General features: G+C 61.1%; 5 protein-coding genes. 3 read left to right on the forward strand and 2 right to left on the reverse strand.

Going from position 1 to position 14359, the window contains the following annotated elements:
- The first annotated feature begins 16 nt into the window (after positions 1-16).
- Positions 17-436 (forward strand): hypothetical protein, encoded by a 420-nt coding sequence (locus tag AB5K84_RS36975; RefSeq protein ID WP_223153697.1) that lies wholly within the window; start codon positions 17-19, stop codon positions 434-436.
- A 447-nt stretch (positions 437-883) separates the two neighbouring features.
- Here AB5K84_RS36975 and AB5K84_RS36980 read toward each other — a convergent pair whose 3' ends face one another.
- Entirely contained in the window at positions 884-1150 is a 267-nt protein-coding gene (locus tag AB5K84_RS36980) for a DUF3551 domain-containing protein (RefSeq protein WP_018648598.1), read from the reverse strand.
- Between the two features lie 537 nt (positions 1151-1687).
- On the opposite strand from AB5K84_RS36980, the gene AB5K84_RS36985 reads away from it, so the two are divergent.
- Entirely contained in the window at positions 1688-2371 is a 684-nt protein-coding gene (locus AB5K84_RS36985; RefSeq protein WP_026312933.1) for a helix-turn-helix domain-containing protein, read from the forward strand.
- 1622 nt (positions 2372-3993) lie between these two features.
- On the opposite strand, the gene AB5K84_RS36990 is transcribed toward AB5K84_RS36985, so the two are convergent.
- Positions 3994-13581 (reverse strand): non-ribosomal peptide synthetase, encoded by a 9588-nt coding sequence (locus tag AB5K84_RS36990; protein WP_232707714.1) that lies wholly within the window; start codon positions 13579-13581, stop codon positions 3994-3996.
- A 216-nt stretch (positions 13582-13797) separates the two neighbouring features.
- On the opposite strand from AB5K84_RS36990, the gene AB5K84_RS36995 reads away from it, so the two are divergent.
- Entirely contained in the window at positions 13798-14346 is a 549-nt protein-coding gene (locus tag AB5K84_RS36995) for a hypothetical protein (RefSeq protein ID WP_182869657.1), read from the forward strand.
- Positions 14347-14359 lie beyond the last annotated feature (13 nt).

Genomic DNA, 14359 nt, shown 5'->3' on the forward strand with positions numbered 1-14359 from the left:
TAGCTGTGGCGACTGATTGATCGGGGCGCTTTGGGCGCGTCAAAGTGATCAGCGAGGACCGGTCCTCTTTGCTGAAGCCAGCCAGCCAGCAAGCAATATTTTGAGGCTGGAGCTCCTGAGATCAGATGCCACCCAAGCTGCCTGCATTGGCAACACGCTCCCGGAAGGCGCCGCGCGTCAGTCAGGATCTACTCAGGCGCTTTACATGGTAGATCAGATCAATCGACGTATGTCTTGCGATCTTCGGTCCTACCACGCGAATGCGCTTGGCATTACTGGTCCGCAAATGATGATCTTGATGGCTCTGACGGAGCTGGAAGAAGATGGTGTTCCCGTCAATGCTGTCGCGAAGCTGATGAGAGTCGAGTCGGGTTTCATCACCAAGCAATCGAGGGAGCTTGAGGTAAGCAGTTCGTGCGCCGGAAATCCGACATGAATGATGCCAGGTACGTCCTTTTGTCGCTCACGGGCATCGCTCGCAAGATCCTTACGAGCAGCAGAAAGAGGTTGAGCAGTTCGTCTTTGATTATGTCAGCATTCAGGAGTTCGCCAAACTGGCCGCCTGTTTGAATGGACTCAGGTCTCGGTTGGAGAAGGCTCGGCTGCACGCCGCGCTGAACTCTGAGACAGATTGAGACAGTACTGGGAAGAGCGCGGGCCTTCTGCTATCTTCCGAGAGATCTGAGCCAGAAGATCCGTTTCGAATAGTGTCGCCCCGCCCCAGGAGCGGATATCGCCGTCCAGATGCAAGGATGGCACCGGGCGCAGTCGAACGAACGGACCAATCAGCCGATTCAGCGGCTGGGGTCGAGCGAACCGCGACACGAGTCTGAACGGTCCGTCCATCATCCAACGCTGCTTGGCTGACCTGACGACGTTCGCCTCAGCGCAATTGCCTTCCCTGTCGCTCGAAGGCGTACATCGGATTGATACCGCAATAAGCGTAGGTGCCGGATGCGGTAGCCATGCACTGACTGTAGGTCGAGAACTGGCAGTTGCCCGGATATCCCCAGGCTCGGCCCTGCAGGCAATAAACGTCTTGGCGAGCCGGTGGGGTGTACGAATGAACCCGTGAAGCAGCGGTCAAATCTGATCCAAAGCTGACGAGGATAGGAAGTGCTAGGATTCCGGTAGCGAGAAGGTAAGGCATGAGATCTCTTGCCTCCTTAATTCGCTGAAGGATAGAGCATCCGTATTAGAGGTTTGATCTTAGTCAATTGCCGGTGTCGGGTCCAGTTGGACCATCGTCAGCGAGACAATCACCCGTGGCAGAGCCTCGACGGGGGCTCTTGAGCAGACGTTGGATATCAGGGTGGGCTTAAGAGGGCCGGAGCCGATTATCCGCACCCGTCCTTGGTCTTGGACACACTCGCTCGCGATCCGAAGCCGCCTTTCAAAGATACTCCGCAGTGAAACGCATCTTTTAAGCGCGACTTGTCGCCTTCGCGCAGCAGAACACTCGTATGGCACTCAATCCATGATCGCTTCGTTCGCTCCGACGCGCGTTGCGGGGCCCCCCTCGACCGGATGACAACACATTGCGTCACCTCAACTGCTGCGCGCGCACTGCGTCACAATGACACGACTTCTCCTCTTCATGGCCGCTTGTTACAATGACATCCATAGATTGCGCCGGATCAATTCGCGAGGCTCCCCTTCGTATATTCTGGTTCAGGAGTGTCGAACCATGTTCGTGAGCATCACCACAGACCATAGATCCCTAATCAATTCGCTCAGTGAGCTCGGCATATCGAGCGGCTCGAATCCGATCGTCAGCTTGAGTGAATTCACTTACAAGAAAGGTAAAACCATCTACATCGAGAGTGAGCCAGCCGAGTACGTCTACCAGGTCAGGAAAGGCGCGGTACGGACCTGCAAATTACTCTCCGATGGGCGGCGCCAGATTGGCGCATTTCATTTGCCGGGTGATATTTTTGGACTCGAGAACGGCGGAGTCCACCGATTTAGGGCGGAAGCGATCATCCAAACCGCTGTTCGCCTGATCAGGCGGCAACACCTTGAGACGGTCGCCGAGAATGACGCGGTTGTCTGGCGCACCTTGCTCAGCTTGACGACGAATAACTTGCAACACGCCGAAGACCATATGCTGCTGCTCGGACGTAAAACTGCTCTGGAGCGCGTTGCCGCGTTCTTGCACGAGATGGATGAACGACTCACGGCTGCTGACGTGATCTCGCTCCCAATGTCTCGGCGCGACATCGCCGATTACCTTGGTTTGACCGTCGAAACCGTTTCGCGTGCAGTGTCGCAATTGCACACTGATGGTGTCCTCGATTTCATCGGCAATACCCAACGCGAGATCGTGATTCTGGACCGGCAGCGGCTCGCGAGCCTTGACCTGCAAAGCTAACATGCGGACGGCGTGAAAAGCTTCGGTCGCGGTTAGGATCGCCCGCAGCAACTACCGCACTTTCAGGAAAATTGATCTCACCTCCGAGGCGCAACCAATCAGCTATCGAGTGCTATTCCCCGAACGCTGCGATGTACCTTCGGGCGGTGCCGGTAAACACCGCCGGATCATACAGGCCCTTGAGCCAACGCCGGTGACGACGGCAAACCATTGCAATAGACTCGACCGCCGTTTCGATCTCGAATGGAATGCATTCGGGTTTCACGCGCGCCGCAACGTCTCAAAGGCGAAATCACCCAGAAGGTCGGCACGCCTGTTCATTTGTACAGCATAAACGCCGGTACGTTTTCGTGCCCGAAGCTCATTCGAAACAACACGACGAACGTCTAAGCATGCGCTTTTGGCCGGACGGGCCGTGCCCAATTAATCCTCCATCAAGGCCACTTCCGGGAAAATACGGGGGCTTGCCTTCGATTTACAATTTGCAACTTGCCCGATCGCTCCGGCTTCGCTTGAATGTCCTCATGCGGGGCTGGACTGTGATCGTGCTTCTGGGCCTTACAGCCATAGGAGCTTATTCCGTCGGCCGTCAGGACGGGCGACCCTCTACTTCTGCGCCTGCAATGGTAGCGCAGCTAACCAGCCCCCCAGCAAGTCCGCTCGCGCTAACGGCGGTGCCGGGCAGCCCTTCGCAGCCGCAAGCTTCCAAGACTGCTCCGCCCGGCCCGCGTGGCGCCACCGCAATACCCAAGACACCGCAAGATCCCGCCCCACAGCAAACCGACACAAAACGCAAGATCGAAGTTGCGCTGACCGCCGCGGCCATCGCCGCGATCCTGATTAAGGCCAGCCGGGATCACAATATCACGCAACTGGCAGACCCTGCGCCTGCCCGGATGACACGATGCGCAATGGCCGGGCATGCGGCAGCAGAAGCGCCTATTCGCGGCCGGGCGGCGCGGCACCGCTGTGCTACTGGGTGATGTTACGACAGCAATGATAGACGAGTATCGAAAAAAGATAACTCGATAGTTGTTGTGGGGCGGGGCTGGTTCAGTTCAGCGATTTCTTCACTGGGGGGTTGCGCTCCTCGCCTTAGCCGTTGCGGCGACGACACTAGCAGGATGCATCACAACATCCATACAAAAGGTATGCAGGCCGGGACCTTCCCTCCGAACCGGTCAATCGGATAGCCGCTTACGTCGCGGGCCCCCGCTCTAGTTTCTAGCATTCAGTCGACTATCTCAGAGGAAGGAAGAAAGCCGGCGTCGTTGCTGAAGATGGGTTGGTGTTGTTTCCACCAATGCGGACGTACACCATGCAGAAATTCGTCTGGCTTGCGACCAACAACATTGATGGCGTGCTAGTCCTGAACGTCGGTGACACTGCGGTCCAGCAGCAGTATGCTGGACCGATCTTGAGTGGCCCGTATTCAGGTCCCTCCACCACGAACGGGACTATCAACACATTCGGGCACGTGTCGTCGTCAGCGTCGCTGAATGGAACATCGTCGGGTACGATTACCCGCAACATCTACTCCCGGTCTGTCTTGTGGGATGGATATTTGGGGCTAGTCTAGAAACGAAACTTCGAACCTGAGCCTTCGGAGAAATTCTTTGAGCCTATTCAAGAGTGCCGATTAGGGCCGTTGAAATAGCATGAGCGAGAACTTGGCGGTTTTCTGGGTTGCTCACCATTGTCGCGTGGTTGCCTGGAACAGGTACCGCATGAATGGCCCCCGCATCGACGACCAGGTCCCAGCCAAGCTTTGGCAGGTTTGCATCGCGACCAGATTGCTTGTCAGGCGGTACCCAACGACTAAGAGGCTCACTGGCATAAAACTGGTATATTTCAATTGGGAGCGACGGAATGCGATACGATTGTAGCGCCCGTTGAAATGCCGCGGCCCTTTGATACATCGAGACGTCACTGTGAAGATCGTGATCTGGAGCTAACGCTCCTGTTTGCTGCGCCTTTTCGAGCAACTCAGAGATGGAACATTGTTCCGTGTCGCGTTCTAAAACCTCGCGATATTCATCGCGCAAGGTTCCACAACGATCCAAAACAAACTCTCGCGCCAAATTCTTCAGTGATGCGTTCGAAGAAGCCCCAGGTAGACTGACATCGATGAAGGCCATGAACGACACAACTTCATCACTACTCAGTAATCGCTCGGCAATTGCATAAGCCAGGATTGCACCTGATGAGTATCCAGCAAAGCGGTATGGGCCACGTGGCTGGATCTGTTTAATCGCAACAATCACCTCCGCGGCCATCGCCTCAAAAGTCGGTGGACGAACGTCATCGAAAGGTGGCCATGGCAGAGCGTAGACTGAGCAGTCTGCATCCATTTCCACCGCCAAACCGAGGACATACGAACAATCTCCAAAGCCTGACGGGACAAAGAAGAGCGGTGGTTGCGATCCGTTCGGTCGAACGGAAATCACCGCCGAGTTACTGGGCTGCACTTGCAAACAAATCTGCGATGCGAGTTCCTTCAGAACAGGTGCGCGGAAGAGGTCGGTGGCGCTAAAACTCAACCCAAGATTTGATGCTCGACCGAGCATCTGCACGGCCAAGAGCGAGTAGCCGCCCAGTTCGAAGAAGTGGTCGTTGCGCCCGATGCGCTCGACACCAAGGAGCTCGGCCCAGATCTGCGCCAGCGCCGTCTCGACCTCACCTTGCGGTAACTGGTAGGCCGCCAGCGCATAGGCCTGATCGGACGGCGCCGGCAGTGCGTTCCGATCGAGCTTGCCGTTCACCGTCAGCGGAAGCGCGGCCAGCCGCACGAACGCACTCGGCACCATGTAGTCCGGCAGTCGCGCACTTAAGTGCGCGCGCAAGGCGCCCGCAAGCGCGCCTCCACCGCCCTCATCCGAGCCGGCCTCGGGCGCGCAGACCACATAGGCGATCAGATGCTTGTGGCCGCCGCCGTTCTGGCGCGCCAGCACCACCGCCTCGCGCACCCAGGCGTGCTCGCAAAGCCGCGCGACGATCTCACCCGGCTCGATGCGGTAGCCGCGAATCTTCACCTGATCGTCGTTGCGGCCCAGGAACTCAAGATTGCCGTCCGGCAGATAACGGGCAAGGTCGCCGGTCCGGTACAGCCGATCGCCCTCGACAAAGGGACTGGCGATGAACCGCTCGGCGGTCAGCTCAGGGCGGTTGAGGTAGCCCCGCGCCACCCCCGCCCCGCCAATGTAAAGCTCGCCCACCGCACCGAACGGCACGGGCGCGCCATGGCCATCCAGCAGGTACACCCGCGTGTTGGCAATTGGGCGCCCGATCGGGACCACCGACCCATTGAAATCAGCCGGGCAAGTCCAGATCGTCGCGCAGACTGTTGCCTCGGTCGGGCCATAAGCATTGACCATTGATGCTGGGGCCAGACTTCGGATGAGTTCAGGCTTAGGCAGCTCTCCGGCAAGAATGAGAACTTGCGCAGCCAAACGTTCCGGATCCTTGCTCGTCTGAAGCAACGCTGGGGGTAGTGTCGCGTGGGTGATGGCTTCGCTTCGGAGATAATCCGATAGCTTGTTCCTCGCTTGACGGATCTCTTCCGCAGGCAAGTGCAAAGCCGCTCCGGAGCCAAACGCCATAAGAAGCTCCCAAGCGCTTGCATCAAAAGCGATGGAGGCGAACTGCACGACTCGGCTGTTGGAAGAAGCGCCAAAGAGGCCGACCTGAGCCGACAGCAGATTGACCAACCCCCGATGCTGGACCATGACCCCCTTTGGGGTTCCGGTTGAGCCTGAGGTGTAGATCACATAAGCGAGATGGCCGGATGTGAGGCCAAGCGTGTGCCGGTCTGGGTTCGAAGCCGGCCGTTCGGCCCAGGCGGGCGTGGCCGTCTCCAGATCAATGACCGTCACCTCGGTCAGCACTTCGGGGCCGAGTGCTGCGCGACCGACGACGTCGCATAGCAGCAGCCGCGGCGCGGCATCGTTGACAACCTGACGCAGCCGCTCGCTGGGATAGGCTGGGTCCAGCGGCAGATAGGCACCGCCCGCCTTCAGGATCGCCAAGATGCCAACCATCATCATCAGGCTGCGTTCGAGGCAGATTGCCACCGGCTGGTCCGGCTTGACCCCAAGCTCGATCAGAAGATGCGCCAGCCGGTTGGCCCGCGCGTTGAGCTCGCCATAGCTCAGCCGCTCGTTTTCGCAGACCAGCGCCACCGCCTCCGGCGCCTTTTGCACCTGCGCCTCGAACAGCTCATGGACGCACTGCTCTGTTGGATAGGCCTCTTCCGTCCGGTTCAGATCCTCCAGCAGATAGGTGCGCTCCTCAGCCGGCAAGATGTCGAGCTCGCGTACCGGCGTATCCGGGGCATGCTCCAGCGCCTCTGCCAGCTGCTCGAGCGACCGCTGCATGTAGCCGCAGATCCGATCCGCCGAGATTGGCTCCGCCACCTGCACAGTGAGGCCCAGCGCCTCGCCAAAATCCTCAACCGACAGGGTCAGCGGATAGTTAGTGCGTTCCTCCCCGCCCAGCCATTCCATACCCGACAAGACATCATCCGTCCCGGAGCCGGGCACAGCCGGCGCCTTGTTGTGACGATAGTTCAACAGCGTGCTGAACAGCGGCGCCGACGCCGCAATAGCGCTGCAGCGCTGCGCCAGCGCCAGCGAGGCATGCTCATGTGTCAGCAGCTCGGCCAGCCGGGCGTGCGTGGTCCGCACGCTCGCCTCGACGGCGGTCCCATCAAGATCAAGCCGCAGCGGCAGGGTGTTGATGAACAGTCCCATGGCGCGGTCGGCGCCGGCGCTGCCCTGCAGGCGGCCCAGCAGCACCGTGCCGAACACCACCTGCTCGCGGCCGCTGCTGCGCGCCACCACCTGCCCCCACGCCAGATGGCACAGGCTCGCCAGACTCACGCCCAGCCGCCGCGCCTGTTCCGCCAGCCGCGCATGGAGCGCTGGCGGCAGCATCCGATACGCCTCACGAACCCCGCCGCCGTCGCCGCGCACCTCGCTCAAGTTGAAGGGCGTGGTCGGCTCGTCGATGCCGGCCAGCAGCTCCCGGAAGAACGCTTCATCCGCCTTGGCATCACCGCGTAGATGCGCCTGCGCCACCAGATTGCGGAATGGCTGCGGCGCCGTCAGCTCATGCTCGCGCCCCTCCAGCTTGGCCCGGACTTCAGCATGCATCACGTCCCGGGTTGCGTGATCCCCGATCAGATGATGCTGCAGCTCCAGCAACAGCCAGCGCGCGCTGCCGGGCTCGCGCGCAATCACAAACCGCAGCAGTGGCGCCCGGCCGAGCTCGATGCGGTGCCGGCGCGGATCAAACCGGTTCCTGAGCTGCTCAGCGCCAGCGCCATCAGCGCCATCCAGCTGGACCTCGATCACCTCCAGTCGCGCCTTCCGCCACACCACCTGGACCGGCCGCGACAACCCCTCCCAGACAAACGAGGTACGCAGGATGTCATGCCGATCTACCACCCGCTGGATCGCGGCAAGATAGCGCGCGAGCAGCCCACGCTCGGCAAACGCCATCTGCGACATCAGGAGGTATGGATCGCCCTTTGCCGCTAGCAAATGATGGAACAGGATGCCGTCCTGCAGCGGCGACAGACCGTAAATGTCCTGGATGTTGCAAACCCCGCCGGGTACCGTGGCGATGATCCGGTCGATCTCGTCCTGCGCGAGCTCGATCAGCGGCAACATCTCCGGCGTTATCGCCACGCTCCGCTCGGTGATCAGGTTGGCCGGGACTGCCACCTCGTGATGGCGGCCCAGGCGTGCGGCCAGATCCGCGAGCACTGGCTTGACGAACAAGGTGCGCACCTCGATGCGCAGTGACCGCCGCCGCAGATGCTCCATCATCTGCACCGCCAAGAGCGAGTGCCCTCCCAGTTCGAAGAAGTTGTCGTGCCGTCCGACCCGCTCCAGCCCCAGCAGCTCGGCCCAGATCTGCGCCAGCACCGTCTCCATCTCGCCCTGAGGCGGCGCGTAGGTCCGCCGCGCATATGCCTCGTCGCCCGGGGCCGGTAGCGCTTTTCGATCGAGCTTGCCGTTCAGCGTCAGCGGAAGCGCCGCCAGCCGCACGAACGCACTCGGGACCATGTAGTCCGGCAGCCCCGCACTCACATGCGCCCGCAAACCGCCGGCAAGATCAGATTCCTCAGCTCCGGCGGCAACGACATACGCAACGAGCCGCTGCTCGCCGCCACCATCCTCGCGCGCCACCACCACCGCCTCGCGCACGGAGGCATGCTCGCAAAGCCGCGCCGCAATCTCGCCCGGTTCGATGCGGAAGCCGCGAATCTTTACCTGGTCGTCGTTGCGCCCTAAAAACTCCAGATTGCCGTCCGGCAGGTAGCGCGCCAGGTCGCCGGTCCGGTACAGCCGGTCGCCCTCGACAAAGGGACTGGGGATGAACCGCTCCGCGGTCAGCTCAGGGCGGTTCAGGTAGCCCCGCGCCACCCCCGCCCCGCCAATGCAGAGCTCGCCCACCGCACCGAACGGCACAGGCGCGCCATGACCATCCAGCAAGTAGACCCGCGTGTTGGCAATAGGGCGGCCAATCGGGACGATGGCCTCATCAAACTCAGCCGGGCAGCTCCAGGATGTCACGTCGATCGCGGCTTCAGTCGGACCGTAAAGATTGTGCAGGGCCGTCCAGGGCAATACGCGCCGAACCCTATACACACTGGCGGCAGGGAGCGCCTCGCCGCTGCATAAAACCTGCCGCAGCGATGTGCAGCGGTCAACACTCTTCGCATCCAAAAAGCTGACCAGCATGGATGGCACGAAGTGAACCGTCGTGATGCGCTGGCTGACGATCAAGTCGACCAACGTATCGGGATCTCTGTGCGCACCGGGCGGCGCCAGTACCAGCGTTGCCCCTTCAAGCAAAGTCCAAAAGAACTCCCAGGCCGAGACATCGAAGCTAAATGGCGTCTTCTGCAACACGACGTCTGTTGGTTTCAGACCATAGGCGTCCTGCATCCAGATCAGGCGATTAACGATAGCCCGATGCTCATTCTGTGCCCCTTTTGGCCTGCCGGTGGATCCCGAGGTGTAGATCACATAGGCGAGATTGCGGGAGGTCAGGCTGAGCGCGCGCCGATCAGGATCCGCTTCCGGCAGGCTGGCCCAGGCCGGCGCCGCAGCATCGAGCTCCACCACGCTCACCTTGGCCGGCACATCCGCGCCGAAGGCGGCACGGCCGGCCACATCGGCCAGCAGCAGCGGCGGCGCCGCATCGTCGAGCACCTGATGCAGCCGCGCCGACGGATAGGCCGGATCCAGCGGCATATACGACCCGCCGGCCTTGAGGATCGCCAAAAGCCCCACCACCATCATCGGACTGCGCTCGACGCAGATCGCAACCGGCTGGTCCGGCCTGACCCCGAGGGCGATCAAGTGATGCGCCAGGCGATTGGCCCGCGCATTGAGCTCGGCGTAGCTCAGCCGCTCATCTTCGCAGACCACCGCCACCGCATCCGGCGCCTTGTGCACCTGCACTTCAAACAGCTCGTGGATGCACCGCTCCGCAGGATACGGCGCCGCCGTCCGGTTCAGCTCCTCCAGCAGATACGTGCGCTCGGCAGTCGAGAGCAGCTCAATCCGGTGGACCTCTTGCTGCGCATCGGCTGCCATCGCCCGCAGCAGCGCCAGCAGATAACCACGCTGCCGCTCGATCGTCGCCTGATCAAACAGCGCCGTGGCATAACCCAGCGTTCCGGCGATCTCCTCGCCATGCTCGCCAAGGCTCAGCTCCAGATCGAACTTGGCCTGATCAATCTCCTCCCCGGCAGCTTCGACACTCAGCCCCGGCAGGTCCAATGGCCCAACCGCATTGTTCTCCCAGGCCAGCATCACCTGGAACAACGGTGTGTGATCAAGAGCCCGGGGCGGCTGCACGATCTCCACCACCTGCTCGAACGGCAGGTCCTGATGCTCCTGCGCAGCCAGCACCGTGCGCCGCGTCCGCTCCAGAAGCTCCGACACGCGCGGCTTGCCCGACAGGTCCAGCCGAAGCGCCAGAGTGTTGACGAAGAAGCCGATCAGCTCTTCGATCTCGCGGTGCCCCCGATTGGCGCTCGGCACGCCAATCACAAGATCGTCCTGCCCGGACAGACGCGACAGCACCGCCGCCCAGGCCGCCAGCACCGTCATGAACAACGTCGAGCCATGCTGCAGGCTCAGCCGCTTCAGCTCCCGCGTCAAATCCGCATCGACGGTGATCGGGACCGCGGCCGCGGCAAACGACTGCTGGGCAGGCCGCGCATGGTCCGTCGGCAAGACAAGACGGGCTGTGCCCGCCAGCGCGCTGCGCCAATACTGCGCCTGCTGCTGCAACCGTTCCCCCGACAGCCATTGGCGTTGCCAGGCGGCGTAATCCGGATATTGGATCGCAAGCGGCGGCAGAGGATCGTCCTGCCCGGCCTGGAATGCCCGGTAGAGCTGGCTAAGTTCACGCAGCAGCACGCCCATCGACCAACCGTCCGAGACGATGTGATGCTGGGTCAGCAGGAAGACGTGTTCCTCGTCGGCGGTGCGGATCAGCCGACCGCGGATCAGCGGACCGCGCGCAAGATCGAATGGCGTGCGCCCCTCTTCATGGCACAGATCCAAAAATGCCGCTTCCGCATCCGATCTCTCCCGCAGATCATGCTCAACTATTGGCAGACCCGCGTCCGGCGGCAAAACCTCAACCCGGGGCTTGCCCTGGGTCGCGACAAACACACTGCGCAGCGCCTCATGACGTGCAAACAGACGGTTAAGGCTGCGCTGCCAGGCGCTGCGGTCGAGCATCCCGCGCAATCGCAAGGCCAGCGGAATGTGATAGTTGGTGCTGCCTTCGTTCAGCTGAGCCAAAAACCATAGCCGCTGCTGCGCAAACGACAGCACAAGCGGCTCATGCCGCGACACGGCTGCAATCGACGGCAGCTCTTGCGGACCCGAGCAGCTCAACAGCTCGACGATGCTTGCCGCCAGGTCACTCAACACTGGCCTTGCGAACAGCGTCGACAGTGGCAGTTCGACCCCGACAGCCTGTGACAGCCGGCTCGACATCTGCACGGCCAAGAGCGAGTGGCCGCCCAGTTCGAAGAAGTGGTCGTTGCGCCCGATGCGCTCGACACCAAGGAGCTCGGCCCAGATCTGCGCCAGCGCCGTCTCGACCGCACCTTGCGGCGACTGGTAGGCCGCCAGCGCATAGGCCTGATCGGCCGGCGCCGGCAGCGCGTTCCGATCGAGCTTGCCGTTCACCGTCAGCGGAAGCGCGGCCAGCCGCACGAACGCACTCGGGACCATGTAGTCCGGCAGTCGCGCACTTAAGTGCGCGCGCAAGGCGCCCGCAAGCCCGCCTCCACCGCCCTCATCCGAGCCGGCTTCGGGCGCGCAGACCACATAGGCGATCAGATGCTTGTCACCGGCGTCGTTCTCGCGCGCCAGCACCACCGCCTCGCGCACCCAGGCGTGCTCGCAGAGCCGCGCGACGATCTCACCCGGCTCGATGCGGTAGCCGCGAATCTTCACCTGATCGTCGTTACGGCCCAGGAACTCAAGATTGCCGTCCGGCAGATAACGGGCAAGGTCGCCGGTCCGGTACAGCCGATCGCCCTCGACAAAGGGACTGGCGATGAACCGCTCCGCGGTCAGCTCAGGGCGGTTCAGGTAGCCCCGTGCCACCCCCGCCCCGCCAATGTAAAGCTCGCCGACCGCACCGAACGGCACGGGCGCGCCATGGCCATCCAGCAGGTACACCCGCGTGTTGACGATTGGACGCCCGACGTGAGGCATCTGGGGCCAACATGACGGATCAGCTGCAAGGTGGTGCTCGGAAATGACGCTGATTTCCGTGGACCCATATTGATTGATCAATCTCGCGTTCGGATGTGCTTCGAAGAACGTCCTAAGCAGTGGAGTGGCCTGCAATCGCTCGCCGGCTGTATAAAGCTCTCTTAAAGAGGGCAGCTGCACGCGCTGCGCGCTCCAGACTTCCGCAAAATGATTCAATGCCACGAACGGGAGGAAAAGCCGCTCTATCGCCTCCCGCTCTATAAATTCCAGCAGGTCGGAGAAGTGCCTCCGGGTCTCTTCCCGCACGAGCACAAGCACTCCGCCGTCCTTCCAACAGATGAACAATTCCTGACAGGACACATCGAAGTTCAGGGTCGCGAATTGAAGTGTGCGCAGTTTTGACGTGCCAATCCCCGCAAGCGAATTCACAAGCGCGCCATGGGACATTTCCACGCCCTTGGGGATTCCGGTTGAGCCGGAGGTATAGATGACATAGGCGAGATGGCGCGATGAAAGGCCAAGCGCGCCCGGGTCCGGGTTCGAAGGCGGCCGCTCGCCCCAAGTCGGGGTCGCCGTCTCCAGATCGACCACCGTCACATCGGCCACGGCTTCGGCGCCCAATGCGGTTCGACCGGCGACATCGCAAAGCAGCAGTTTCGGTTCTGCATCGCCAACAATCTGCCGCAGCCGCGCCGACGGATAAGCCGGATCTAGCGGCAGATACGCGCCGCCCGCTTTCAGGATCGCCAAGAGACCAACTACCATCGCCAGGCTGCGTTCGAGGCAGATCGCCACCGGCTGGTCCGGCTTGACCCCGAGCTCGATCAAATGATGCGCCAGCCGGTTGGCCCGCGCATTGAGCTCGCCATAGCTCAGTCTCTCCTTCTCATAGACCACCGCCACCGCTTCCGGTGCCTTTTGCACCTGCGCCTCGAACAGCTCATGGATACATAGCTCAAACGGATAAGGCGCCGCCGTCCGATTCAAATCCTCAAGTAGATACGTGCGTTCGTCGGCGGCCAGAATGTCTATTCGGCCGACAGGCTGCCCAGCATCGGCCATCACGCCGCGTAACAAAGTTTGCAAATGCTGCGTCATGCGGTCGATCTGCTTCGGTGCTAATCGAGCGGCATCAAAATGCCAGCGGAAGCTCCCATCCAGAGCGCAAACCTCAAAGGTCAGCAAATCGCCGCACAAGGCATGCCCAGCTTTGTGGTTCGTCGTCAGAGCATCAGCGGCGTGACAGCTCTCTGTCGTGATTGCAATGCCAATCGGCCAAGGCTGGCGCGCCCGTAGCGCCACCACTCCTCGCAATGTCGGGCAGCGCGCTATAAGATCTCGGGCAAAGCTAGCGTGCGCCCTCAGCTGAGCGACTTCGGCCGCTACGGTTTTGCGTACTTCTTCAAAATCATGAGCAAGCTCAATGCGAACATCCATCGGCACGACGGAGGCCATCACGAGTTTGGAGCCGGTTTGCAATCGGTCCCATGCAGGCTTCCATCCCAGTTGAAACTCTTGTTGCCCCGTGATCCGAGCGAGATAGATCAGCCAAGCTGCTACCAAATATTCCGAGCGATCTTGTGGGGAAATAGCCAAACCGCTTGGGCTAAACCATGAACTCGACTGCCATCGGGACGGCGCCGCAGCCACGGACGATGACACGAAAGGCGGATGCAATCTGCTAAACTGCTCGAGCCGCCGTCGCCAAAACTCCTCCCCACGCGCCCGCAGTTCATCCGCGGCAGATATGCTCTGCACCTGATCATCGCTCAAGATCGGACGGCGTCTTCCTTGATTCACGCAAATCGCTCACATCGGTTCGGATCTGTTTTCGGGCTTTGGCTGGCCTGCATTGATGTGACGAAACCCTTCGCCAAAGCGGATCACTCAATCTTCCGCCAACGTTCCGCACCACCAAATATGGTGGCGGCGGTATCGCAGCTGCTACTCAAGCGCGTCAGCGTTTCTGGTAAGCGTTCTCATCGAACGACTTCTCCTCTATGGCGCCCTTTAGACGATTACGCATGTATCGTGCCAAAGGTGAAATCGAGTGCAATCAATGCGATAGCCACAGCGGTGCTGTGTCAGCTGTCCAACAGCGTCGCCAGACATCGTACAACTAAGCGCGCTATCAATCGCACAAGACCCCGCCCGCCGGGTATTCCGGACAAGAAAAAAAGGGACCTGGAATGCCAAAGTAAATTTGTCAGCTCAACCTAACCGCATCGCGTGG

The organism is Bradyrhizobium sp. 1200_D9_N1_1, assembly GCF_052075915.1.
GTDB classification, from domain to species: Bacteria; Pseudomonadota; Alphaproteobacteria; order Rhizobiales; family Xanthobacteraceae; genus Bradyrhizobium; species Bradyrhizobium diazoefficiens.